Below are 25,325 nucleotides of genomic sequence, written 5' to 3' on the forward strand. Positions count from 1 at the left end.
GGGGCGCAGCGCTTGACGGGCATCCATGCCCGTCACCTCCCTCCGCAAGACCTCCGTTCGGCCTCCTGAAGTCGCGAAGTTACGGGCGGCGCCTGAACTGACGCAGCTGTCGCTAGTGACTACGCAGTTAATCTTGCGATCAAGATCAAGATCAAGATCAAGATCAAGATCCGATCGTGGCTTTGTTTAGTTCTTCGCCTTCGAATGCCTCCACCCTTGGTCAAAGAACGCAAACACCACCACCAGCACCCCGGCCACCGCCAATATCATCGCCACGCCATCGGTTGAATGAGTCGCGGAACCTGCCACCAGCGCCAGCCCGCCCAACGGCGCCAGGCCACCGGCCACCGCGGTACCGACCTCTCGCCCGGTGCCGAACCCGGACGAGCGCGTCTGGGTGGGGAACTGCCGGCTGAGGAACGACCCCTGCGGGGCAAACATCATCGGCGCCAGTATCCCGGTGCCCACGGCGATGGCCAGGTAGATCATCATCGGCTCGCCAGTCGACAGCAGTTGCAGGAACGGGAAGGCGAACAGCGCCGACAGCAGCCCGCCGAGCATCAGCACGGTCTTGCTGCTCCACTTGTCGCACAGCCAGCCGAAGAACGGCACGGCGAAGATCGCCACCAGGCTGGCCAGGGTCACCGACAGCGAGGTGACATGCGCCTCGACGCCCTTGAACTGGGTCAGGTAGGCCAGCGAGAAGGTCTTGAAGATGTAGCTCAGGGCGTTGTAGCCCACCGCCACGAAAAACACCACGGCCAGGCCCTTGAGGTCATTCCTGAACAGCAGCTTCAGCGGCGACACCTGCGGTTTGTCATCGGCCTTGTCCAGCTCCTTGAAGTCCGGGGTCTCGGGGATGCTCTTGCGCACCCACAGGCCCACCGCCACCAGGGCGATACTGGCGATGAACGGGATGCGCCAGCCGCCGGCCAGCAGGAATTCGTTGCCGTTCATGGTCAGCAGGTACACGGTCAGCGACGACAGCAGCAGGCCCAGGTTCAGCCCCAGCGCCGGCCAGGCACCCTGGCTGCCGCGCTTGCCTTCGCTGGCATGCTCGTAGGAGGTCACTGCCGCGCCGGACAGCTCGGCACCGGCGCCCAGGCCCTGGATGATGCGGATGATCACCAGCAGGATCGGCGCCCAGATACCAATGGTCGCGTAGCCGGGGATCAGGCCGATCAGCATGGTGCACAGGCCCATCATGCAAAAGGTGATCACCAGCACATGCTTGCGCCCGAAACGGTCACCCAGGTAGCCGAACAGCACACCGCCGAACGGCCGGGCGATGAAACCGATGGCGAAGGTGGAAAACGCCAGCAGCGAGGCCACCGCCGGGTTGCTCGGGTCGAAGAAGATCTTCGAGAAGACGATCGCGGCCATGGTCGCGTAGAGATAGAAGTCATACCACTCCAGCATTGAGCCGAAGATGGTCGCCGCCGCCACCTTGCGCAGGCGCTTGCGTTGCTGTTCGGGGGTTTCCGGCGCGGCCGGGGCCGTCTCGTATACCGACATCTGAGGTTTCCTTGTTGTCTTTGTAGTTGTGGATGCAGCAGGTGCTTCAGCGGGCCTCGAGGATCTTTTCGGCGATCATCTGGCCGATGGGGATGGCCGAAGTGGCGGCCGGCGACGGTGCGTTGCACACGTGCACCATTCGCGGCGTCTCGGCGAACAGGAAGTCGTGCACCAGGGTGCCGTCGCGCATCACCGCCTGGGCGCGGATGCCGGCCTCATAGGGCAGCAGGTCCTCGACTTGGAGCGACGGGCAGTACTTGCGGCACTGCTCCAGGTAGCCGCGCTTGAACAGCGAGTTCTTCATCTCGGCGGTGCCGGAACCGAGGTTGTTCCAGATGGTTTTCCAGAAACCGGGGAAGCGTGCGTACTCGGCGACATCGCGCCAGTTCACCGAGAACTTGCGGTAGTTCTCCCGGCCAAAGCCGAGCACCGCGTTGGGGCCGACGGTGACGCTGCCGTCGATCATTCGCGTCAGGTGCACGCCAAGGAACGGCAGCTCCGGATCGGGGATCGGGTAGATGAGGTGGTTGACGATCTGGTTCTTGCTCGCCGGCAGGCGGTAGTACTCGCCGCGGAAGGGGATGATCTGGTGGTCGATCTTCACCCCGGCCAGGCGCGCCAGGCGGTCGGATTGCAGGCCGGCGCAGGCCACCAGCTGGCGGGCGCGCCAGGTGTTGTCGTCGGTGCTGACCGCGACATGATCGGCATGCTCCTGGATGGCGCGCACGGCGGTGGACAGGTGCACTTCGCCACCGGCCTGGCGAATCACCTTGGCCATGGCGTCGCATACCTGCTGGTAGTCGACGATACCGGTGGCATCGAGGAACAGCGCGCCCTTGCCGACGATGTTCGGCTCGCGTTCACGCAGGGCGTCGGCGTCCAGGCGCTCGACCTTCAGGCCGTTCTGTTGCGAACGCTCGTACAGCGCCTGCATGCGCTGCACCTCCAGGTCGTTGGAGGCCACCAGCAGCTTGCCGCAGACCTCGAAGGCGATGCCGTGCTCGGCGCAGAAGTCCTTGGTGGCCTGGGCGCCGCGCTTGCACAGGTCGGCCTTGAGGCTGCCGGGTGCATAGTAGATACCAGCATGGATCACGCCGCTGTTGTGGCCGGTCTGGTGGCGGCCGAGGCTGGCCTCCTTTTCCAGGATCAGCAGCGAGGCGCCGGGGCGATGGGTGAGCAGGGCCATCGCGGTGGCGAGGCCGACGATGCCGCCGCCGATGATGCAATAGTCGTAGGTCATGCAGGGTACCTTGGAATTCTTGTCGGTGAATCTGCTTATCAGGTTGTCAGACTAAGTGGTGCGCGTAAAAACCTCGCCAGGTTGCGATAGGGTTCTCCGGGGTCAGTCGAGGTCGGGGAGGTCGAGTTTCAAGCGCTTGGCCGAGGCGCGCAGGTGGGCTTCGGCGCAGGCGGCGGCCGCATGGCGGTCACCGTCGGCAATGGCCTGGTACAAGGCCCGGTGCTCACGCAGGGCGTCAGCCGAGCCGCCTACCGCCGGAGTGGCGGAGTTTTCCCAGGCGGTGCGGCGCGCGGCGGCCAGCTGGCCACCGAGGAAATCGTGGAAGGCGACGAAGTAGTCGTTCTTGCCGGCGTCGGCGATGGCACGGTGAAAGGCCACGTCGGCGGCCGCGGCGGTGGCAAAGTCGCTGCGCGGGTCTTCCATGGTGCCCAGGGCCGCGGCCATGCGCTGGAGGTCATCGGTATCGCGGCGGCGGGCGGCGATGGCGGCGGCCTGGGTCTCGATCCACAGGCGCATCTCGAACATCTGCACCAGGTCCGGCTTGCGCCCGTTGCTGCCAGGGAAGCGGAACACCGTGCCGTTTGGGGTCTGCGAGATGTACGAACCGAGCCCACGGCGAGCGATCAGCACGCCGTCGGCCTTGAGCTGCGCCACGGCCTCGCGCACCACCGAGCGGCTGACATTGAGCTGGTCGGCCAGTTGCTGTTCGGTGGGCAGGCGCGACTCGGCGGCCAGGCGGCCGGCATCGATCTCGGCGCGGATGGCGCTGACGACGCGTTCAACGAGGGTGTCGGGGCGCTGGAGCTCTAGCATGGACGTGCGGGTGCCTATTGGTCAGGTTGTCAGACAATGCCTGCCCCTGTGGTCAGCTGTCAACGCTGTCGTTGTTTCTGCTGGGGATCGGAGCAGCGCTGCAAGTATCCGGCGTGGGAGCGGGCTTGCCCCGCGATGGGGCGTATGGCACCGGCTTTGCCGGTGATCGCGGGTCAAGCCAACTCCCATGCTGTCCTGGTCGAACTGCGTTTTGTTCATGAGCGTGGCGATGCGCCGGGCTCAGATCTCGGACACGAAGGTCCCGGTGCCGTCGAGGATGTTGCGCAAGGTCAGCGCCACTTCCTCCAGGTCGCTGCCCGAGGTAGTCAGGATGATCTCCAGTTCTTCGTCGCCCTTCAGCGCATCGCGATCCCCGGCCGCCACTTCGATCAGCAGGCGGGTGGCGCTCAAGGTCACCTTCAGCCCGTCCAGCGTCGACGGCTCGTCGTCCAGGGTCAGGTCGACGGTGTCCTCGTCCGGGTAGCGGGTCAGCAGGAACATCTGGCCCTTTTCGCTGTGGCAGCACAGGGTCGCCATGTTGTCTTCCTCGTCGTCGCAGGCGGTGGCGAAGAGCAGGGCGGTTTTCAATTGCATGGCGCACTCGGATTAATGGAGATGAAAAGGAATTCTGACAGCCTTGCGCACACTGATAAACGTAAAGTTACCGCGCATTGACCGAAATTGTCGCAGCGCTGCAAGCCCAAGTGACCGTTCAGTCGTTAAGCTGCCCTGTCGATGGGTTCCCGTAAAGGCACAGCCACCTGGCAGTCGCTTTTGCAGGCACCCAACGCTTCTGTCTTGCCACGGGTTGGCTATGGTTGATCCGTACAAGGCGCATGTACGCGACGCTTCACCTATAACAAAGCCCAAGCGGAGTACCACAGATGGCGTTCTTCACCGCAGCCAGCAAAGCCGACTTCCAGCATCAACTGCAAGCGGCCCTGGCGCAGCACATCAACGAACAGTCCCTGCCACAAGTGGCACTGTTCGCTGAACAGTTCTTCGGCATCATCTCTCTGGACGAACTCACTCAGCGCAGGCTGTCGGACCTGGCCGGCTGCACGCTGTCCGCCTGGCGCATCATCGAGCGCTTCGACGCCGCGCACCCGCAGGTGCGGGTCTACAACCCCGATTACGAACGCCACGGCTGGCAATCCACGCACACCGTGGTCGAGGTGCTGCACCACGACCTGCCATTCCTGGTCGACTCTGTGCGCACCGAGCTCAACCGCCGCGGCTACAGCATCCACACCCTGCAAACCACCGTGCTCAGCGTGCGCCGCGGCGCCAAGGGCGAGCTGGTCGAGCTGCTGCCCAAGGGCACCCTGGGCGAGGGCGTCAGCCATGAATCGCTGATGTACCTGGAGATCGACCGCTGCTCCAACACCGGCGAGCTCAACACCCTGGCCATGGAGCTGGAGCAGGTGCTGGCCGAGGTGCGGGGCGTGGTAGCCGACTTCGAGCCGATGAAGGCCAAGATCCGCGAGCTGCTGGACCTGGTGGAGCAGAACGCCTTCGGCCCCGCGCAGAACGACAAGGCCGAGGTGAAGAGCTTCTTGTCGTGGCTGCTGGACAACCATTTCACCTTCCTCGGCTACGAGGAGTTCACCGTCGAGTCCGACGCCGACGGCGGCCACCTGGTCTACGACGACGCCTCGTTCCTGGGCCTGGCCCGCCTGCTGCGCGCAGGCCTGGGCGCCGATGACCTGCGCATCGAGGACTACGCCGTCGCCTACCTGCGCGAACCGCGCCTGCTGTCCTTCGCCAAGGCTTCGCAGCCAAGCCGCGTGCACCGCCCGGCCTACCCGGACTACGTGTCGATCCGCCAGATCGACCAGGACGGCAAGGTGGTCAAGGAATGCCGCTTCATGGGCCTGTACACCTCGTCGGTGTACGGCGAGAGCGTGCACACCATCCCCTACATCCGCGGCAAGGTCGCCGAAGTCGAGCGCCGCTCGCATTTCGACCCGAAGGCGCACCTGGGCAAGGAATTGGCCCAGGTCCTGGAAGTGCTGCCCCGCGACGACCTGTTCCAGACCCCGGTGGACGAGCTGTTCAGCACCGCCATGTCGATCGTGCAGATCCAGGAACGCAACAAGATCCGCGTGTTCCTGCGCAAGGACCCGTACGGCCGCTTCTGCTACTGCCTGGCCTACGTGCCGCGCGAGATCTACTCCACCGAGGTGCGGCAGAAGATCCAGCAGGTGCTCATGGAGCGCCTGAAAGCCACCGACTGCGAATTCTGGACCTTCTTCTCCGAGTCGGTGCTGGCCCGCGTGCAACTGATCCTGCGGGTCGACCCGAAGAATCGCATCGAGATCGATCCGCAGCAGCTGGAGAACGAAGTGATCCAGGCCTGCCGTTCGTGGCAGGACGACTTCTCGGCGCTGGTGGTGGAAAACTTCGGCGAAGCCCACGGCACCAACATCCTCGCCGACTTCCCGAAAGGCTTCCCGGCCGGCTACCGCGAGCGCTTCGCCGCGCATTCGGCGGTGGTCGACATGCAACATGTGCTCAACCTGTCCGAGGCCAAGCCGCTGGCCATGAGCTTCTACCAGCCGCTGACGCAGCTCGGTGAGCGCACGCTGCACTGCAAGCTCTACCACGCCGATACGCCGCTGGCACTGTCGGACGTGCTGCCGATCCTGGAAAACCTCGGCCTGCGCGTGCTCGGTGAGTTCCCTTACCGCCTGCGCCACGCCAGCGGCCGCGAGTTCTGGATCCACGACTTCGCTTTCACCTACAGCGAAGGCCTCAACCTCGACATCCAGCAGCTCAACGACACCTTCCAGGACGCCTTTGTCCATATCGTCAAGGGCGACGCCGAGAACGACGCGTTCAACCGCCTGGTGCTGACCGCCGGCCTGCCATGGCGCGACGTCGCGTTGCTGCGTGCCTACGCCCGTTACCTCAAGCAGATCCGCCTGGGCTTCGACCTGGGCTACATCGCCAGCACCCTGAACAACCACACCGATATCGCCCGCGAGCTGACCCGGTTGTTCAAGACCCGCTTCTACTTGGCGCGCAAGCTCACCAACGAAGACCTCGACGACAAGCAGCAACGCCTGGAGCAGGCGATCCTCACCGCCCTGGACGATGTCCAGGTGCTCAACGAGGACCGCATCCTGCGGCGCTACCTGGACCTGATCAAGGCCACCCTGCGCACCAACTTCTACCAGCCGGACGCCAACGGCCAGAACAAGTCGTACTTCAGCTTCAAGTTCAACCCCAAGCTGATCCCCGAGCTGCCCAAGCCGGTGCCGAAGTTCGAGATCTTCGTCTATTCGCCCCGGGTCGAGGGCGTGCACCTGCGCTTTGGCAACGTCGCCCGCGGCGGCCTGCGCTGGTCGGACCGCGAGGAAGACTTCCGCACCGAGGTGCTCGGCCTGGTCAAGGCCCAGCAGGTGAAGAACTCGGTGATCGTCCCGGTCGGCGCCAAGGGCGGCTTCCTGCCGCGCCGCCTGCCGCTGGGCGGCAGCCGTGACGAGATCGCCGCCGAAGGCGTGGCGTGCTACCGCATCTTCATTTCTGGCCTGCTCGACATCACCGACAACCTGAAGGACGGTGGCGTAGTGCCGCCGGCCAACGTGGTGCGCCACGATGACGACGATCCGTACCTGGTGGTGGCGGCCGACAAAGGCACCGCGACCTTCTCCGACATCGCCAACGGCATCGCCATCGACTACGGCTTCTGGCTGGGCGACGCGTTCGCCTCGGGCGGCTCGGCCGGCTATGACCACAAGAAGATGGGCATCACCGCGCGTGGCGCCTGGGTTGGTGTGCAGCGCCACTTCCGCGAGCGCGGCATCAACGTGCAGGAAGACCCGATCACCGTGGTTGGTGTCGGCGACATGGCCGGCGACGTGTTCGGCAACGGCCTGCTGATGTCCGACAAACTGCAACTGGTGGCGGCGTTCAACCACCTGCACATCTTCATCGACCCGAACCCGGACCCGGCCACCAGTTTCGCCGAACGCAAGCGCCTGTTCGACCTGCCGCGCTCGGCCTGGAGCGACTACGACACCGGCATCATGTCCGAAGGCGGCGGGATCTTCCCACGTAGCGCCAAGAGCATCGCCATCAGCCCGCAGATGAAGGAACGCTTCGCCATCGAAGCCGACCGCCTGACCCCGACCGAACTGCTGCATGCACTGCTGCAGGCACCGGTGGACCTGCTGTGGAACGGTGGTATCGGCACCTACGTCAAGGCCAGCAGCGAAAGCCACGCCGATGTCGGCGACAAGGCCAACGACGCCCTGCGCGTCAACGGCAACGAGCTGCGTTGCAAGGTAGTGGGCGAGGGCGGCAACCTGGGCATGACCCAGCTCGGCCGTGTCGAGTTCGGCCTGAACGGCGGCGCCACCAACACCGACTTCATCGATAACGCTGGTGGCGTCGACTGCTCCGACCACGAGGTCAACATCAAGATCCTGCTCAACGAAGTGGTGCAGGGTGGCGACATGACCGAGAAGCAGCGCAACCAGCTGCTGGGCAGCATGACCGACGAAGTCGCCGGGCTGGTGCTGGGCAACAACTATAAGCAGACGCAAGCGCTGTCGCTGGCGGCCCGCCGTGCCCGCGAGCGCATCGCCGAGTACAAGCGCCTGATGGCCGACCTGGAGGCACGTGGCAAGCTGGACCGCGCCATCGAGTTCCTGCCCAGCGAAGAGCAGCTGGCCGAGCGCCTGGCGGCGGGGCAGGGCCTGACCCGCGCCGAGCTCTCGGTGCTGATCTCATACAGCAAGATCGACCTCAAGGAGCAACTGCTCAAGTCGCTGGTGCCGGACGACGACTACCTGACCCGCGACATGGAGACCGCGTTCCCGCCGTCGCTGGTCAGCAAGTTCGCCGACTCGATGCGCCGCCACCGCCTGAAGCGCGAGATCGTCAGCACCCAGATCGCCAATGACCTGGTCAACAACATGGGCATCACCTTCGTGCAGCGCCTGAAGGAGTCCACCGGCATGAGCCCGGCCAACGTGGCCGGTGCCTATGTGATTGTGCGCGATATCTTCCACCTGCCGCATTGGTTCCGCCAGATCGAGGCCCTGGACTACCAAGTTCCGGCCGAGATCCAGCTGACCTTGATGGACGAGCTCATGCGTCTGGGGCGTCGGGCCACCCGCTGGTTCCTGCGTAGCCGCCGCAACGAGCAGGACGCCGGGCGTGACGTGGCGCACTTCGGGCCGAAGATCGCCCAGCTGGGGCTGAAACTCGACGAACTGCTGGAGGGACCAACCCGTGAGCGCTGGATGAACCGTTACCAGGGCTTCGTCAATGCGGGTGTACCAGAATTGCTGGCACGCATGGTCGCCGGTACCACCCACCTGTACACCCTGTTGCCGATCATCGAGGCTTCGGACGTCACCGGGCACGATCCGGCGCAGGTGGCCAAGGCGTTCTTCGCCGTGGGCAGCTCGCTGGACCTGACCTGGTACCTGCAGGAGATCAGCAACCTGCCGGTGGAGAACAACTGGCAGGCCCTGGCCCGCGAGGCGTTCCGCGACGACATCGACCTGCAGCAGCGGGCGATCACTATCTCCGTACTGCAGATGGCCGACGCGCCGGAAGACATGGACGCCCGCGTGGCCCTGTGGTGCGAGCAGCACCGGGTGATGGTCGAGCGCTGGCGCGCCATGCTCGACGACCTGCGCAACGCCACCGGCACCGACTATGCGATGTACGCGGTGGCCAACCGCGAGCTGGTCGACCTGGCGCTGAGCGGGCAGGCGACGGTGATGCCGTCCTGAGCCTTGCGTTGAGGTAAAAGAAAGCCCCGGCAGTGATGCCGGGGCTTTTTCATGGGGCGCGCGCTGAGTTTGTGGTGGTGCGCGAATCGAGCGCCGCCCGCGCCGCGCTCGGTCTCACTGGCGATGAAAATCTTGTGACGAGCCCCTCGCGTTACTTGAACCGCCGCTCCACCCCTTTCTCCACCAGAATCTTCGCCGAAATCTCTTCCACCGAAAAATGCGTGGAGTTGATGTTGGGAATGTTTTCCCGACGGAACAGGTTTTCCACTTCGCGCACTTCGAATTCGCACTGCGCGAAGCTCGAATAGCGGCTGTTGGGCTTGCGTTCGTGGCGGATCGCGGTCAGTCGGTCGGGGTCGATGGTCAGGCCGAACAGCTTGTTGTGGTGCTTCTTGAGCACTGGCGGCAGCTGCAGGCGTTCCATGTCGTCCTCGGTCAGCGGGTAGTTCGCGGCACGAATACCGAACTGCATGGCCATGTACAGGCAGGTTGGGGTCTTGCCGCAGCGTGATACGCCCACCAGGATCAGGTCGGCCTTGTCGTAGTAGTGGGTACGCGCGCCATCGTCGTTGTCCAGGGCGAAGTTGACCGCCTCGATCCGCTCCATATAGTTGGAATTGCCACCGATCGAGTGGGACTTGCCCACGGAATACGACGAATGGGCAGTCAATTCCTGCTCGAGCGGGGATAAAAACGTCGAGAAGATGTCGATCATGAAGCCATTGGACGTGGCCATGACCTCACGGATGTCCTGGTTGACGATGGTGTCGAATATGATCGGACGCACCCCGTCGCGCTCGGCCGCGGCGTTGATTTGCTGGACCATGGCCCGGGCCTTTTCCAGCGTGTCGATGTAGGGTCGCGTGAATTTATTGAACGGAATGCTCTCGAATTGTGCGAGCAGGCTCTGGCCCAGCGTTTCTGCAGTGATGCCGGTACCGTCGGAGATGAAGAACGCGGTTCGTTTCATTTGCACCTGGGGGCCTTAAGCTGCCGAAGATTTCTGGATATGATAGGTTCGGTTTGCCGAACGCGGTTGCACGGCATTCTCACTTATTTTCCAGGTCCAGGCCACAAGCGTCCGGCCCAGTCAGTCAGGCAGGCGGGCGCCCTTGAGCTTTTCCAATACAGTTAGTGGAGAGATCACCTTGGTAGAGTACGTAGTTTCCCTCGATAAGCTCGGCGTCCATGATGTGGAGCATGTGGGGGGCAAGAACGCATCCCTGGGCGAGATGATCAGTAACCTCGCAGGTGCTGGTGTCTCGGTGCCGGGCGGCTTTGCCACTACGGCTCAGGCGTACCGCGATTTTCTCGAGCAAAGTGGCCTGAACGACCGCATTCATGCGGCGCTCGACGCGCTGGATGTCGACGATGTCAACGCCTTGGCCAAGACCGGTGCGCAAATTCGCCAGTGGGTGATGGAAGCCGATTTCCCGGCCCGCCTTGATTCGGAAATCCGAACCGCTTTCGCCGAAATGTCCCAGGGCAACGACAACATGGCGGTGGCCGTGCGTTCCTCGGCCACGGCCGAAGACCTGCCAGACGCCTCCTTCGCTGGCCAGCAGGAGACTTTCCTCAACATCCGTGGCGTCGACAACGTGATCCGCGCGGCCAAGGAAGTGTTCGCCTCGCTGTTCAACGATCGGGCCATTTCCTACCGTGTACACCAGGGCTTCGACCACAAACTGGTCGCCCTGTCCGCCGGCGTGCAGCGCATGGTCCGTTCCGAAACCGGCACCGCGGGTGTGATGTTCACCCTGGACACCGAGTCGGGCTTCCGCGACGTGGTATTCATCACCGGTGCCTATGGCCTGGGTGAAACCGTGGTGCAGGGGGCGGTCAACCCGGACGAATTCTACGTTCACAAGAACACCTTGCAGGCCGGTCGCCCGGCGATCCTGCGCCGCAACCTGGGCAGCAAGGCGATCAAGATGGTCTATGGCGACGAAGCCAAGGCCGGTCGTTCGGTCAAGACCGTCGAGGTCGACCGCGCCGAGCGTGCGCGCTTCTGCCTGAGCGACGACGAAGTCAATGAACTGGCCAAGCAGGCCATGATCATCGAACAGCACTACCAGCGCCCGATGGACATCGAGTGGGCCAAGGACGGTGACGACGGCAAGCTGTACATCGTCCAGGCCCGTCCCGAGACCGTGAAGAGCCGCGCCAGCGCCAATGTCATGGAACGCTACCTGCTGAAAGAGAAGGGCACCGTACTGGTCGAAGGCCGTGCCATCGGCCAGCGCATCGGCGCCGGCAAGGTCCGCGTGATCAACGACGTGTCCGAGATGGACAAGGTCCAGCCAGGCGATGTACTGGTCTCGGACATGACCGACCCGGACTGGGAGCCGGTGATGAAGCGCGCCAGCGCCATCGTCACCAACCGTGGCGGGCGTACCTGCCACGCGGCGATCATCGCCCGTGAGCTGGGCATCCCGGCCGTCGTCGGCTGCGGCAACGCCACCCAGGTCCTGAAGGATGGCCAAGGCGTGACCGTCTCCTGCGCCGAAGGCGACACCGGATTCATCTTCGAAGGTGAGCTGGGCTTCGACGTCAAGCAGAACTCTGTCGATGCCATGCCGGAGCTGCCGTTCAAGATCATGATGAACGTGGGCAACCCGGATCGCGCCTTCGACTTCGCCCAGTTGCCCAATGCCGGTGTCGGCCTGGCGCGCCTGGAGTTCATCATCAACCGCATGATCGGCGTACACCCCAAGGCGCTGCTGAATTACGCCGGCCTGCCGCCGGAACTGAAAGAGAGCGTCGACAAGCGCATTGCCGGCTATAACGACCCGGTCGGCTTCTATGTCGAGAAGCTGGTCGAGGGCATCAGCACCCTGGCCGCAGCCTTCTACCCGAAAAAGGTCATCGTGCGCCTATCGGACTTCAAGTCTAACGAGTACGCCAACCTGATCGGCGGCAAGCTGTATGAGCCGGAAGAGGAAAACCCAATGCTGGGCTTCCGCGGCGCTTCGCGTTACATCAGCGAGTCGTTCCGTGACTGCTTCGAGCTTGAATGCCGCGCCCTCAAACGCGTGCGTAACGAGATGGGCCTGACCAACGTCGAGATCATGGTGCCGTTCGTGCGTACCTTGGGCGAGGCCAGCCAGGTTGTCGACCTGCTCGCCGAAAACGGCCTGGCCCGCGGTGACAACGGCCTTCGCGTGATCATGATGTGCGAGTTGCCGTCCAACGCCATCCTGGCCGAAGAGTTCCTCGAGTACTTCGATGGCTTCTCCATCGGTTCCAACGACCTGACCCAGCTCACGCTGGGCCTGGACCGCGACTCGGGGATCATCGCTCACCTGTTCGATGAGCGAAATCCGGCCGTGAAGAAACTGCTGGCCAACGCCATCGCCGCGTGTAACAAGGCCGGCAAGTACATCGGCATTTGTGGCCAGGGCCCGTCGGACCACCCGGACCTGGCCAAGTGGCTGATGGAACAGGGCATTGAAAGCGTGTCGCTGAACCCGGACTCGGTGCTCGAGACCTGGTTCTTCCTGGCCGAGGGCCAGGGCGCGGCCTGATGCTGTGAGCAGGGTGCTTGCGCCCTGATGTTAATGCGTGGGAGCGGGCTTGTCCCGCGATAGCGTCAGCGAAGACACATCTGTAGTCTGCTCTGACGCTCTCGCGGGGCAAGCCCGCTCCCACGTTTCATGTCCACTGAATCTGTGAACCCATGCAAAGCAGCTCCACCCAATTTCCCGTCGCGTTGCTCAGTGCCGAGCGCCGCGGCGACCTTAGTGAAGACGTCTACCGGATCAAGGCTGGCAACAGTCCCGACCATAGCGTCGAGCTGGCCGTCACCCGTCTGGGCCTGGCTGATCAGCACGGTGTCCAAGGTGTGCCGGTCATTCTCCTGCACGGCAGCTTCTCCAACCGGCGTTTCTGGTATTCGCCCAAGGGCATAGGCCTGGGCGCTTATCTGGCGCGTGCTGGCTTCGATGTGTGGATCCCGGAGATGCGCGGCCACGGCTTGTCGCCGCGCAACCGCGATTGGCGGCAGAATCGGGTGGCCGATTATGCGCGCTACGACCTTCCGGTGATCGGCGCCTTCGTTCATGAAAAGGCTGGGCAGGCCCCACGCTGGATTGGCCACTCGTTGGGTGGTACGACGTTGGCGGCGGCGCTGGGCAGCGGTTATCTGGCCCCGGGCCTTGTCGCCAGCGTGGCGTTGTTCGGGACCCAGGTCAGCCGGGTTTACTGGCCACTGAAAGTGCCACCCGTCGAGTGGGGCGCGCGGATGCTGCTCAAGCGGTTCGCGCAGATTTCCGGTTCGCGCCTCAAGCGTGGCCCGGAAGACGAACCCATAGGCCTGGCTTTGGAGAGCCTGCGCTGGAATGGTCTGTTCGGGCGCTTTGGCGACAAGGACCGCGACTGGTGGGCGGGCCTGGCCGAGGTCGAGGTGCCACTGCTGGCGGTGGCCGGTGCAGGGGATTTCCAGGATCCGGTCTGGGCTTGCCGCAAGCTTTTCGGCCAGTGGGGTGGTGACAGCAAGCAGTTCCTGCGCCTGGGGCGTGAGGAGGGCTTCGAGGCCTTCGGGCATGTCGACATGCTGGTCAGCAAGCCGGCGCAGGCGCAGGTATGGCCGTTGGTGGAGAGCTGGTTGCGCGATCCCCTGGTGCCGGTGCACGCCTCGACGGTGGTGATGGAGGAGGCTGTGGCTGCCAGTTGAAACGTAGTTGCTGCATCTTGCTCCATCGCCGGCTTGCCGACGATGAAGCCGGTGCGGTGGACGTTCAACTGACTGCTCGGTCCCGGATGACTGCCAGCCCTCCTAAGGTGTAGCCTTGCTCGACATCCGCTTCGTTGTGACTGACAGGAGTTTCCCATGCAGCATTACGTAACGCCCGACCTGTGCGACGCCTACCCGGACCTGGTCCAGGTGCTCGAGCCCATGTTCAGCAACTTTGGCGGCCACGACTCGTTCGGCGGCCAGATCGTCACCATCAAGTGCTTCGAAGACAACTCCCTGGTCAAGGAGCAGGTCGAGCTTGATGGCAAGGGCAAGGTGCTTGTGGTTGATGGCGGCGGCTCGCTGCGCCGGGCGCTGCTGGGCGACATGCTTGCCGAGAAGGCCGCGAAGAATGGCTGGGAAGGCCTGCTTATCTATGGCTGCGTACGTGACGTGGACGTGCTGGCGCAGACCGATGTCGGTATCCAGGCCCTGGCCAGCCACCCGATGAAAACCGACAAACGCGGCATTGGTGACCTCAACGTCGCGGTGACCTTTGCCGGCGTGACCTTCCGCCCGGGCGAATACGTGTACGCCGACAACAACGGCGTGCTGGTCTCGCCAAGCCCGCTGAAGATGCCCGAGTGATCCGCCGCACACCCATGGAGCTTTGATGTTCGAGGAAGACAACGCGCAATGGGGCCTGGTGCATGCCCTGGTGCTCGATGGCAAGGGTGGCGCGCGTTCGATCGCCCGCACCGAGCTGGACGACCTGCAGTTGCAGCCGCAGGAGAGCCTGTGGCTGCATTGGGATCGCAGCCATCCGCAGACCCGCACCTGGCTGCTGCACGACAGCGGTCTGAGCGAGTTCGCCTGCGACCTGCTGCTTGAAGAAAATACCCGTCCGCGCTTGTTGCAGATGGCCGGCGAGCAGATGCTGCTGTTCTTGCGCGGTGTCAACCTCAACCCGGGTGCCGAACCCGAGGACATGGTGTCGGTGCGTATCTTCGCCGAAGCGCGGCGGGTCATCTCGCTGCGTTTGCGACCGCTGCGCGCCAGCGACGAGGTGCTTCAGCAACTGGACGAGGGCAGGGGGCCGAAAACGGCCTCCGAACTGTTGTTGCTGATGGGCGAACTGCTGACCGAAAAGGTCCAGGCACTGGTCAGCGACCTGTCCGAAGCGGTCGATCTGGAAGAGGAAAAGGCAGAATCCGACGAACGGTATTCCCCGGCCCAAGGCAGCCTGCAGCAGATCCGCCGTCGTGCTGCCGGCCTGCGCCGTTTCCTCGCTCCCCAGCGCGATATCTATGCCCAGCTTTCGCGCAATAAATGCAGTTGGTTCGCCGATGCCGACGGGGACTACTGGAACGAGCTGAACAACAGCCTGATCCGCTACCTCGAAGAGCTGGAGCTGGCCCGCGAGCGAGCCGCCCTGGTGCTGGAAAGCGAGGATCGGCGCCGCAGCGAACGGATGAACCGGACTATGTACCGGTTTGGCATCATCACCTGCATCTTCCTGCCCATGAGCTTTATCACCGGATTGCTCGGGATCAATGTTGGCGGAATTCCGGGCTCCGACAGCCCCTATGGATTCCTGTTCGCCAGCTTGATCGTGCTGGGGCTGGCGGCAGGGCAATGGCTGCTGTTCCGGCGTTTGCGGTGGGTGTGATGTGTCCTGTCGCGGGGCAAGCCCGTTCCCACGGTCTCAGCTTGGTTTCCTGGGAGCGGGCTTGCCCCGCGATGGGCTCGGGCACTCATTTTGAAACATTCGTGCCACATCGCTGTGTGACCCATCGCCCGGCACCCACGTCTTTGACTGACATTGCGCGAGGTGCCCATGCACGATCCGTTTGAAGAATCCCTGCGCGACCTGCTCAAGGCGTCGCCGTCCGGCCAGGACCGTGACGACGCCGCGTGCCTGGGGCGCGTGCTAAAGACCGCCAACCGCCAGGTTGGCGCGGGCGATCTGTTCAGCCTGCTTGGCCGCTGGAGCCAGGCGCTGCTGATCGCCGTGAACAATGGCTCGGCGCATGTCGCGCCGGTGCGCCGCAACTCTACCCGCAACCCTGCCGCAGGCAGCCCTGCAGATAAGGCCGATTGAATATGGAACTCGATCTCTGGACCCAGAGCCTGGTCACCGCCATGACTGCCCTTTGGACCAAGGTGGCGAACTTCATCCCCAACCTGTTCGGCGCGCTGGTCGTGGTGCTGCTTGGTTTCGTCGTGGCCAAGCTGCTCGACACCTTGCTGTCGAAGGTGCTGGCCAAGTTCGGCCTGGACCGCCTGATGAGCGGTACCGGCCTGACCAAGATGCTCGCCCGGATTGGTATCCAGGTACCGATTTCGACGCTGATCGGCAAGATCGTCTATTGGTTCGTGCTGCTGATATTCCTGGTTTCGGCGGCTGAATCGCTGGGCCTGGAGCGGGTCTCTGCGACCCTGGACATGCTGGCGCTGTACCTGCCCAAGGTATTCGGCGCGGCGCTGGTGATGCTGGCCGGCGTGCTGTTGGCGCAACTGGCCAACGGCCTTGTGCGCGGCGCCGCCGAGGGCATCGGCCTGGAATACGCCGCTGGCGTCGGGCGTATCGTCCAGGGCCTGGTGATCATCATCAGTATTTCGGTGGCCATCAGCCAGCTGGAGGTCAAGACCGACCTGCTCAACCACGTGATCGTCATCGGGCTGATTACCGTTGGTCTGGCAATTGCCCTGGCGATGGGCCTGGGCAGCCGTGAAATTGCCGGGCAGATCCTGGCCGGCATCTATGTGCGTGAGCTCTATCAGGTCGGCCAGCACGTGCGCATTGGCGAGGTCGAAGGGCACATCGAGGAGATCGGCACGGTCAAGACGACCCTGCTGACCGATGATGGCGAACTGGTGTCGTTGTCTAATCGCGAGCTGCTCGAGCAGCGCGTGAATAGCCGCTAACCGAACAAAAGCTGTTAATGTATGCCGCCGCAAAAATCGGCCCACGGGGCCGAGCGGCGACATTGACCTGACTGTCGGCCAGATCCGTTTTGAATAAAGTTCATTCGCCGCCCATGCGCTATGACCCCCGCGAGCTCACCGACGAGGAGTTGGTGGCGCGTTCGCATGAGGAGCTGTTTCACGTCACCCGCGCCTATGAGGAGCTCATGCGGCGCTACCAGCGCACGCTGTTCAACGTCTGTGCGCGTTACCTGGGGAACGATCGGGATGCCGACGATGTCTGTCAGGAGGTGATGCTCAAGGTGCTGTACGGGTTGAAGAATTTCGAGGGCAAGTCCAAGTTCAAGACCTGGCTGTACAGCATCACGTACAACGAATGTATCACCCAGTACCGCAAGGAGCGTCGCAAGCGTCGGCTGATGGATGCGTTGAGCCTGGACCCTGTGGAAGAGGCGTCCGAGGACAAGGCACCAAAGCCGGAAGAAAAAGGCGGGCTGGATAAATGGCTGGTGCATGTGAACCCGATCGATCGGGAAATCCTGGTGCTGCGTTTTGTCGCGGAACTGGAGTTCCAGGAGATCGCTGACATCATGCACATGGGCCTGAGCGCCACGAAAATGCGCTACAAGCGTGCGCTCGACAAGCTTAGAGAGAAATTTGCAGGCGTGGCTGAAACTTAGTGGTCTGCAAATACCTCTAACCAACCGGCAAGTTCTGCTAGACTTGCCGTCGAGTTGTCCCCCGGATGTTGGTGGGACTGCTTAACTATCACCAGATGGGGATTTAACGGATGAAATTGAAAAACACCTTGGGCTTGGCCATTGGCTCTCTCGTAGCCGTGACTTCGCTCGGCGCTCTGGCTCAAGGCCAAGGCGCGGTCGAAATCGAAGGTAACGTTACCAAGCAGTTCTACGACAGCGAGCGTAACTTCAAGAACGACGGCACCAACCCTGGCGTTCGTCTCGGCTACTTCCTGACCGACGACGTCTCCCTGGACCTGGGCTACAACGAGACTCACAACGCTCGTGGTGAAGTCTTCAACAAAGACATCAAAGGCTCCAAGACCAAGCTCGACGCTACCTACCACTTCGGTACCGTAGGCGACGCGCTGCGTCCGTACGTTTCCGCCGGTTTCGCTCACGAGAGCCTGGGCCAGGCTACCCGTAGCGGCCGTGACCACTCCACCTTCGCCAACGTTGGCGCTGGCGCCAAGTGGTACATCACCGACATGTTCTTCGCCCGTGCCGGCGTCGAAGCCATGTACAACATCGATAACGGCAACACCGAGTGGGGTCCGACCGTTGGTCTGGGTCTGAACTTCGGTGGCAGCGGTGGCCAGAAAGCCGCTCCTGCGCCGGCTCCAGTTGCCGAAGTCTGCTCCGACAGCGACAACGACGGCGTCTGCGACAACGTCGACAAGTGCCCTGACACCCCAGCCAACGTTACCGTTGACGCTGATGGCTGCCCGGCTGTTGCCGAAGTCGTTCGCGTTGAGCTGGACGTCAAGTTCGACTTCGACAAGTCGGTCGTCAAGCCAAACAGCTACGGCGACATCAAGAACCTGGCTGACTTCATGAAGCAGTACCCACAGACCACCACCACCGTGGAAGGTCACACTGACTCCGTCGGCCCAGACGCTTACAACCAGAAGCTGTCCGAGCGTCGTGCCAATGCTGTCAAGCAGGTCCTGACCCAGCAGTACGGTGTTGAATCGAGCCGTGTTGATTCGGTTGGCTACGGTGAGACCCGTCCGGTCGCCGACAACGCCACCGAAGCTGGCCGCGCCGTGAACCGTCGCGTAGAAGCTCAGGTAGAAGCCCAGGCCAAGTAATTGGTTTGATGCTTCACGGAAAACCCGGCCTTGGCCGGGTTTTTCTTTGTCCGCGATTTCTAGGTCGTGTTCAGCGTTTGAGCAGCACCAGCAGTAACAGCATGTTCAGCAACATCGACAGCAGCCCTAGCGCTCGCCATACCTTCAACGGCTCACGCTCCAGCAGCGGCCGTGGCCGCTCGTCCAGCTCCTGACGATCTCCTCGCTCCAGCAGCAGCAACCATTGTTCAGCGGTCTCGAACCGCTGCGCCGGGTCTGCCGCCACCGCCTGCAACAGGTTGCGCTGCAACCATTCCGGTATATCTGGGCGGTAGCGCGCGGGGTTCACGGGTGCCCCGAAGCGTGGCCGTTGGAACGCCTCGACCTCGCCGTAGGGGTAGTGGCCGGTAAGCAGGTGGTAAAGTGTCACGCCCACCGCATAGAGGTCCTGGCGCGGCCGGGGGGGCAGGCCGTCGAAGGCTTCCGGGGCAAGGAACGTGGGGGTGCCCGGCAAGGTATGGGGCGGGTCCTCGGAAAGCCCTGGGCAGTACGCCAGCCCGAAGTCCAGCAGGCGCAGTTGGCCATCGCTGCCGTAATGCAGGTTTTCCGGTTTGATGTCGCGGTGCAGCAGGTTACGTCGATGCAGCGCGCCGACGGCCTGCAGCAATTGGCGGGCTATCTCCAGCCATTGCGCCAGCGGTAGGGGACCGCCCGCCTTGAACAGGTCGGCAAGGGTCGTGCCTGGGTATTCGCGCATCAGGTAATACAGGTGCTGTCGATGGCGGGCCGGGTGTACTTCGGGGAAGTGCCGGCCGGCGACCCGGCGCAGGAACCACTCTTCCAATAGCAGGGCTTGGGCCGCCCCTGGGTCCTGACGGGTCTGCGGCAAGGTCTTGAGCAACCAAGCCTGACCTTGTGGATCACAAACGCGATAGAGCAGCGACTGCCGGCTCTGGGCGAGCAAACTGTCGACTTGCCAACCGTCGATCAATTGGTCGTCACGCAGCGCGCCGGGCAGGGGCCACTGCTGGAGCTGCGCCAGGGTGTCGCCGAGGTTGGTCGCGCCCAGCCGGTCGACCCGCACCAGCAGGGCACTGGCGTTGTCCTGGCTGCCACGATGATGCGCGCTGGCCACGAGGGTGTCGGCGGCTTGCTGCAGGTCAGGTTGTTCGCGCAGGATCGACTGGATGTGCGCGTCGCCCAGGCAGGCCCACACGCCATCGCTGAGTAGCACGAAGCACTCGCCTTCACGAAGGTCGCCTTCCAGGTAATCCACCAGCAACTGCTGGTCCAGGCCCAGGGCCCGCTTGAGCACATGTTGCATGCCGGGCTGTTCCCACACATGGTCTTCGCTCATGCATTGCAATTGCCCGTTTTGCCAGCGATATACCCGGCAGTCACCGATATGCGCGAGGGTGAAGCGTCGCCCACGCAGTACCAGGGCGCTGAGGGTGGTGAGCAGCGGCTGGCCATTGCCCTGGGCGCGCAACCAGCGGTTTTGCGCCACCAGCAGGCGGTCGATGGCCTGCGCCACGCTCCAGGTGGCGGGCGTGGCGTAGTAGTCCAGGGCCAGGGCCTGCAGGCTGGCGCGCGCTGCCAGGCCGCCGTCGGCGCACTGGCTGACGCCATCGGCCAGCGCGCACAGGTAGCCTTTGCTGGCCGCGAGTTCCGGCACCGGGGTGACCAGGCGCAGGGCGTCCTGGTTATCCGGGCGTGGCCCGGTGGCACTGGCATGAGCGAAGCTCAATTGCAGGCTCATCGCGTGCCCTCAGACTCGGGCCGCGGTGACTGCGGCCGATCCCCAGGTTGTGCGCCAGCGCTGCTTGACGCCATGCAGGCCGAACCAGGCCAGCAGGCCGAGGCTGGCGAACAGCCACAGTCCCAGTTGATAGTCGCCGGTATGTTGCTTGATGCTGCCCAGGCCTGCGGCGAGCAGGAAGCCACCGATACCGCCGGCCATGCCGATCAGCCCGGTCATCACGCCGATTTCCTGGCGGAAGCGCTGTGGCACCAACTGGAATACCGCGCCATTGCCAGCGCCCAAGCCGAGCATCGCGCTGACGAACAGCGCCAGGGCCGCCGTCGCGCTGGGCAGGTTGAAGCCCACCGCCGCGATGCATACGGCGGCCACGCTGTACATTGCCAGCAAGGTGCGGATGCCACCGAAGCGGTCGGCCAGGGCGCCGCCGAGCGGGCGCATGAGGCTGCCGGCGAACACGCAGGCGGCGGTGTAGTAGCCGGCAGTCACCGGGCTCAGGCCATACTGGTCGCTGAAATAGCCAGGCAGGGCGCTGGCCAGGCCGATGAAGCCGCCGAAGGTGACGCTGTAGAAGAACATGAACCACCAGCTGTCGCGGTCGCCGAGGGCCTTGAGGTAGTCGGCGGTGGCCTTGGGCTTGGGCCGTTGCGGGGCATTGCGGGCCAGCCAGGCGAACAGCACCAGGGTCAGCAGCAGCGGCAGCAGGGCAAAGCCGAACACATTGTTCCAGCCGAAGGCGGCCGCCAGCGCCGGCGCCAGCAACGCGGCGAACACCGTGCCGGAGTTGCCGGCACCGGCGATGCCCATGGCCTTGCCCTGGTGTTGCGGCGGGTACCACTGCGAGGCCAGCGGCAGGGATACGGCGAACGAGGCGCCGGCAAAGCCAAGGAACACACCCAGCAGCAAGGCTTGTTCGTAGCTGTGCACGCCCAGCTGCCAGGCACAGGCCAGGGCGACGATCACCGTCACCTGGCCGATCAGCCCGGCGGTCTTGGGCGACAGGCGATCGACCAGTACGCCCATGGCAAAGCGCAGCAGCGCACCGGCCAGGATCGGCGTGGCCACCATCAGGCCGCGTTGCTGTGCGGTCAGTTGCAGGTCGGCGGCAATCTGCACCGCCATCGGCCCGAGCAGGTACCAGACCATGAAGCTCAGGTCGAAATACAGGAAGGCGGCGAACAGGGTGGGCACATGCCCGGATTTCCAGAAGCTCGTATTCATCGGACACCTCGTGGGGCGCACAACACAGGGTGGAAACGAAAAGACGCCGCTGCCCGGTCCACGGATGAGTGGCGGGGAAGCGACGTCTTTGTCGGGGTCTGGGGGGCAACCGCCGTTGGCTACCCGGGGTTGCATGAGCAAGAGGCGGGCCAAGGTCTTGCCTACCCCAGCAGCTCCGACATGGCGATGATCTGTTCCGCTACCTGGATCAGCTTCTGCTGGCGGCTCATGGCCTGGCGGCGCATCAGGGTGTAGGCCGCTTCCTCGTTGCAGTCCTTCATTTTCATCAGCAGGCCCTTGGCTTGTTCGATGCGCTTGCGCTCGGCCAGTTGCTGGTCGCGGGCCAGCAATTGCGCCTTCAGCGCCTGGTCGCTTTCGAAGCGGGCCATGGCCACGTCGAGGATCGGCTGCAGGCGCGTGGCCTGGATCCCCTCGACAATGTAGGCGCTGACTCCAGCCTGGATCGCCTGGCGCATCACGTCGGGGTCGTGCTCGTCGGTGAACAGCACGATCGGGCGGGGGCGATCGCGGCTGACCAGCACTACCTGTTCCATCACATCGCGGCCAGGTGACTCGGTATCGATCAGCACCACGTCCGGGTGCACCGTTTCGACACAGGCGGGCAGGTCGATGCTCAGGTTGCCGGCCTCGATCACTTCGAAGCCGGCCTCGATCAGGGCCGCCTTGAGACGACCGACTTTCTTTTCGGTGTCGTCGATCAGCAGAATACGCAGCATGTTCGCCCCCCTCAGTGACTGGCGCGGACATCAGGCGCCGCGTCCAGGGCGTGCAGGGGGAAGCTGCGCGCATAGCCATGGGGGTCGCTGCCGTCCCAGCGGCGGCCGTCGAGCAGCAGGCTGCTGCGCATGGGCAGGTCGGCGCAGGGCACGCCCAGTGCCGAGGCGGCCTCGCGGTAGAGGGCCAGCTGTTGCACCTGGCGGGCGACCCCGAGGTAGTCCGGGTCGTCACGCAGCAGGCCCCAGCGGCGGAACTGGGTCATGAACCACATGCCGTCGGACAGGTAGGGCAGGTTGGCCCGGCCCTGGTCGAACAGGCGCAGGCCATGGGGGTCGTGCCAGCGATGGCCGAGGCCATCCTGGTAGTCGCCGAGCAGGCGCGGCTCGATGCTGTCGACGGGGGTGTCAAGGTAGGCGCTGCCGCTGAGCAGTTGCGCGGTACTGCGGCGGTTTTCCTGGCTCTGCTCGATGAAACGCGCGGCGGCGAGTACCGACTGGATAAGCGCGCGGGCGCTGTTGGGGTACTGCTCGACGAAACCGCGCGCGCAGGCCAGGACCTTTTCGGGGTGATCGGGCCAGATCGACTGGCTGGTGGCCAGGGTGAAGCCCTGGCCCTTGGCGAGCGCTTCCGCCGACCAGGGTTCGCCGACGCAGAAGCCGTCGATACGCCCGGCCTGCAGGTGGGCGGCCATCTGTGCCGGGGGCACCACGACGCTGCTGACGTCACGCAATGGGTGGATACCCTGGCTGGCCAGCCAGTAGTACAGCCACAGGGCATGGGTGCCGGTGGGAAAGGTCTGGGCGAAGGTCAGCCGTGCGCCTTGCTGGTGCACCAGCCGCGCCAGTGCCTCGGGGTTGGTCACGCCCTTGCGCTGCAGTGCGGGAGAGAGGTTGATGGCCTGGGCGTTCTGGTTCAGGCCCATAAGCACGGCCAGGGGGCTGGCGGGCACGCCGCCGATACCGAGGTGCACCGCGTACACCAGGCCATAGAGGCAGTGGGCGGCGTCGAGCTCGCCGCTGACCAGCTTGTCGCGCAGTCCGGCCCAGGAGGCCTGGCGGCGCAGGTTGAGAGTCAGGCCAAATGGCTGGGCGAAACCCTGGGTGGCGGCGACCACTACCGAGGCGGAGTCGGTGAGGGCCATGAAACCGATGTCCAGGCTGGGTTTTTCCGGCGCGTCGCTGCCGTTGACCCAGGCCAGGGGCGTTGTCGGGAGGGCTGTGTTCACGGAGTTCCTCGAGCGTTCGCAATGGGCTGCCTGCAACTGACATAGCAACCCATGTGCCATGGGCCTGTCGCCCTGGCGGCGCGCTGGCTATAATCGCCCCCTCACACACCGCGAGTCCGCCCGCCCATGTATACCCTGGCCCGCCAGCTGCTGTTCAAGCTCTCCCCGGAAACCTCCCACGACCTCTCGCTGGACCTGATCGGCGCCGGTGGCCGCCTCGGGCTCAACGGTCTGCTGTGCAAGCAGCCGGCGGCGTTGCCGGTGACGGTGATGGGCTTGAACTTCGCCAACCCGGTCGGCCTGGCCGCAGGCCTGGACAAGAACGGCGCAGCCATCGACGGTTTCGCCCAGCTGGGTTTCGGTTTCGTCGAGATCGGCACCGTGACGCCGCGCCCGCAGCCGGGCAACCCCAAGCCACGGCTGTTCCGCCTGCCTGAAGCCACGGCCATCATCAACCGCATGGGCTTCAACAACCTGGGTGTTGACCACTTGCTGGCACGTGTGCGCGCCTCGAAATACACCGGGGTACTGGGCATCAACATCGGCAAGAACTTCGACACTCCGGTCGAGCGGGCCCAGGACGACTACCTGATCTGCCTGGAAAAGGTCTACAACGACGCCAGCTACATCACCGTCAACGTCAGCTCGCCGAATACCCCGGGCCTGCGTTCGCTGCAGTTCGGCGACTCGCTCAAGCAACTGCTCGATGCCCTGGCCGAACGACGTGAACAGCTGGCCACGGCCAACGGCAAGCGCGTGCCGGTGGCGATCAAGATCGCACCGGACATGAGCGACGAAGAGACCGCGCTGGTTGCCGCGGCGCTGCGCGAGTCGGGCATGGATGCGGTGATCGCCACCAACACCACCCTGGGCCGCGAAGGTGTCGAAGGGCTGCCGTTCGGTGGCGAGGCGGGCGGCCTGTCGGGCGCCCCGGTACTGCAAAAGAGCACGCACACGGTGAAGGTGCTGGCGGGCGAACTGGGCGGCAAGCTGCCGATCATCGCCGCTGGCGGTATTACCGAGGGGCGCCACGCGGCTGAGAAGATCGCCGCTGGGGCTAGCCTGGTGCAGATCTATTCGGGCTTCATCTACAAAGGCCCGGCGTTGATTCGTGAAGCGGTGGATGCGATTGCGGCGATGCCGAAACCATGAAATGAGCCGCTCCCACGCTGTATAGAAGATTTGGCGGGAAAATACGGTGCATAAAAAAGGGCCCCTTCAAAGGGGCCCCTGGGCCGTAGCCCGCCGCCCGGATAGGGCGCGCATGGTGACTCGAATTCAGTGTCCTCGTTCAGCCAACGGCGTGATTTTCGTTGAGTCTATGAATGCCAGCGGTGCCGGTCATGCCATCCCAGTTATCGCCGCGACCTTCGCGCCAGCCGTTGATCCAGGCTTGGCGTACAGAGGGTAGATTGAAGGGGCAAAGTTCGCGGGATTTGCCGGTGACTCCATACTGGTAGCCACGTGAATATGCTCTTTCCAACGGATCACGCTTAAGTCTTCTCATAGGGTGTTGCCCTCACTTGTTGACTGTAATGTCCCGTCGGCCTCTCCGAGGCCGGGCAGAATCGTTCTGCCGGTTTGCGCCCGCTGCCGGCGTCGCGGGCTGAAAGTGCCGCCCCGTTGCGGTGCGGCCTGAGATCAGTTCTAACGA

Annotated in this window: 20 protein-coding genes; 10 read left to right on the plus strand and 10 right to left on the minus strand. The window is 64.0% G+C overall.

The features are described from left to right. Positions 1–186: 186 nt before the first annotated feature. From BMY03_RS19665 to BMY03_RS19680, 4 genes are all read right to left on the minus strand, one after another. A complete protein-coding gene (locus BMY03_RS19665) occupies positions 187–1,515 on the minus strand; it encodes an MFS transporter (protein WP_023632061.1) in 1,329 nt (442 codons plus the stop codon). Between the two features lie 46 nt (positions 1,516–1,561). Beyond that, complete coding sequence (gene lhgO / locus BMY03_RS19670) at positions 1,562–2,755, minus strand: L-2-hydroxyglutarate oxidase (RefSeq protein ID WP_023632060.1); 1,194 nt, start codon at positions 2,753–2,755, stop codon at positions 1,562–1,564. A 102-nt stretch (positions 2,756–2,857) separates the two neighbouring features. Continuing rightward, complete coding sequence (locus BMY03_RS19675) at positions 2,858–3,568, minus strand: FadR/GntR family transcriptional regulator (RefSeq protein ID WP_094012039.1); 711 nt, start codon at positions 3,566–3,568, stop codon at positions 2,858–2,860. 240 nt (positions 3,569–3,808) lie between these two features. Continuing rightward, complete coding sequence (locus tag BMY03_RS19680; RefSeq protein ID WP_094012040.1) at positions 3,809–4,162, minus strand: hypothetical protein; 354 nt, start codon at positions 4,160–4,162, stop codon at positions 3,809–3,811. A 290-nt stretch (positions 4,163–4,452) separates the two neighbouring features. Here BMY03_RS19680 and BMY03_RS19685 point away from each other — a divergent pair, with 290 nt between their 5' ends. Further along, positions 4,453–9,318 carry an NAD-glutamate dehydrogenase gene (locus BMY03_RS19685; protein WP_094012041.1) on the plus strand — a complete coding sequence of 1,622 codons (4,866 nt, stop codon included), beginning with the start codon at positions 4,453–4,455 and terminating at the stop codon, positions 9,316–9,318. A gap of 151 nt (positions 9,319–9,469) precedes the next feature. On the opposite strand, the gene ppsR is transcribed toward BMY03_RS19685, so the two are convergent. Next, positions 9,470–10,288 (minus strand): posphoenolpyruvate synthetase regulatory kinase/phosphorylase PpsR, encoded by an 819-nt coding sequence (ppsR, locus tag BMY03_RS19690; RefSeq protein ID WP_023630327.1) that lies wholly within the window; start codon positions 10,286–10,288, stop codon positions 9,470–9,472. Positions 10,289–10,466: 178 nt separating this feature from the next. Between ppsR and ppsA the strand changes: the two genes are divergently transcribed. The 8 genes from ppsA to BMY03_RS19735 all read left to right on the plus strand — a co-directional run bounded on the left by ppsA (position 10,467) and on the right by BMY03_RS19735 (position 18,749). Beyond that, positions 10,467–12,842: a phosphoenolpyruvate synthase gene (gene ppsA / locus BMY03_RS19700; RefSeq protein ID WP_023630328.1), complete on the plus strand. Its 2,376-nt coding sequence runs from the start codon at positions 10,467–10,469 to the stop codon at positions 12,840–12,842. 152 nt (positions 12,843–12,994) lie between these two features. Next, positions 12,995–13,990: an alpha/beta fold hydrolase gene (locus BMY03_RS19705; RefSeq protein ID WP_023630329.1), complete on the plus strand. Its 996-nt coding sequence runs from the start codon at positions 12,995–12,997 to the stop codon at positions 13,988–13,990. A gap of 156 nt (positions 13,991–14,146) precedes the next feature. Beyond that, positions 14,147–14,638: a ribonuclease E activity regulator RraA gene (gene rraA / locus BMY03_RS19710; RefSeq protein ID WP_023630330.1), complete on the plus strand. Its 492-nt coding sequence runs from the start codon at positions 14,147–14,149 to the stop codon at positions 14,636–14,638. Positions 14,639–14,663: 25 nt separating this feature from the next. Next, complete coding sequence (locus BMY03_RS19715) at positions 14,664–15,659, plus strand: zinc transporter ZntB (RefSeq protein ID WP_094012042.1); 996 nt, start codon at positions 14,664–14,666, stop codon at positions 15,657–15,659. 168 nt (positions 15,660–15,827) lie between these two features. Continuing rightward, positions 15,828–16,091 (plus strand): hypothetical protein, encoded by a 264-nt coding sequence (locus tag BMY03_RS19720; protein WP_038706516.1) that lies wholly within the window; start codon positions 15,828–15,830, stop codon positions 16,089–16,091. Between the two features lie 2 nt (positions 16,092–16,093). Further along, on the plus strand, positions 16,094–16,918 hold the full coding sequence (locus tag BMY03_RS19725) for a mechanosensitive ion channel family protein (RefSeq protein WP_023632140.1): 825 nt from the start codon (positions 16,094–16,096) through the stop codon (positions 16,916–16,918). Positions 16,919–17,031: 113 nt separating this feature from the next. Next, positions 17,032–17,598 carry an RNA polymerase sigma factor SigX gene (gene sigX / locus BMY03_RS19730; protein ID WP_046854750.1) on the plus strand — a complete coding sequence of 189 codons (567 nt, stop codon included), beginning with the start codon at positions 17,032–17,034 and terminating at the stop codon, positions 17,596–17,598. 110 nt (positions 17,599–17,708) lie between these two features. Beyond that, a complete protein-coding gene (locus tag BMY03_RS19735) occupies positions 17,709–18,749 on the plus strand; it encodes an OmpA family protein (RefSeq protein ID WP_023632142.1) in 1,041 nt (346 codons plus the stop codon). A 70-nt stretch (positions 18,750–18,819) separates the two neighbouring features. On the opposite strand, the gene BMY03_RS19740 is transcribed toward BMY03_RS19735, so the two are convergent. The 4 genes from BMY03_RS19740 to BMY03_RS19755 all read right to left on the minus strand — a co-directional run bounded on the left by BMY03_RS19740 (position 18,820) and on the right by BMY03_RS19755 (position 23,671). Further along, positions 18,820–20,487 (minus strand): bifunctional protein-serine/threonine kinase/phosphatase, encoded by a 1,668-nt coding sequence (locus BMY03_RS19740; protein ID WP_038706514.1) that lies wholly within the window; start codon positions 20,485–20,487, stop codon positions 18,820–18,822. 9 nt (positions 20,488–20,496) lie between these two features. Continuing rightward, a complete protein-coding gene (locus tag BMY03_RS19745) occupies positions 20,497–21,708 on the minus strand; it encodes a nitrate/nitrite transporter (protein ID WP_038706513.1) in 1,212 nt (403 codons plus the stop codon). 161 nt (positions 21,709–21,869) lie between these two features. After that, positions 21,870–22,445, minus strand: coding sequence for an ANTAR domain-containing response regulator (locus BMY03_RS19750; protein ID WP_023631803.1), 576 nt, complete (start codon positions 22,443–22,445; stop codon positions 21,870–21,872). Between the two features lie 11 nt (positions 22,446–22,456). After that, positions 22,457–23,671 (minus strand): CmpA/NrtA family ABC transporter substrate-binding protein, encoded by a 1,215-nt coding sequence (locus tag BMY03_RS19755; protein WP_038706512.1) that lies wholly within the window; start codon positions 23,669–23,671, stop codon positions 22,457–22,459. Positions 23,672–23,797: 126 nt separating this feature from the next. On the opposite strand from BMY03_RS19755, the gene BMY03_RS19760 reads away from it, so the two are divergent. Next, the gene (locus BMY03_RS19760) at positions 23,798–24,823 is read left to right on the plus strand and encodes a quinone-dependent dihydroorotate dehydrogenase (RefSeq protein WP_038706511.1); all 1,026 of its coding nucleotides are present in this window, start codon (positions 23,798–23,800) and stop codon (positions 24,821–24,823) included. 139 nt (positions 24,824–24,962) lie between these two features. On the opposite strand, the gene rmf is transcribed toward BMY03_RS19760, so the two are convergent. After that, on the minus strand, positions 24,963–25,178 hold the full coding sequence (gene rmf, locus BMY03_RS19765; RefSeq protein ID WP_003248687.1) for a ribosome modulation factor: 216 nt from the start codon (positions 25,176–25,178) through the stop codon (positions 24,963–24,965). Positions 25,179–25,325 lie beyond the last annotated feature (147 nt).

The organism is Pseudomonas soli (assembly GCF_900110655.1).
Taxonomy (GTDB): domain Bacteria; phylum Pseudomonadota; class Gammaproteobacteria; order Pseudomonadales; family Pseudomonadaceae; genus Aquipseudomonas; species Aquipseudomonas soli.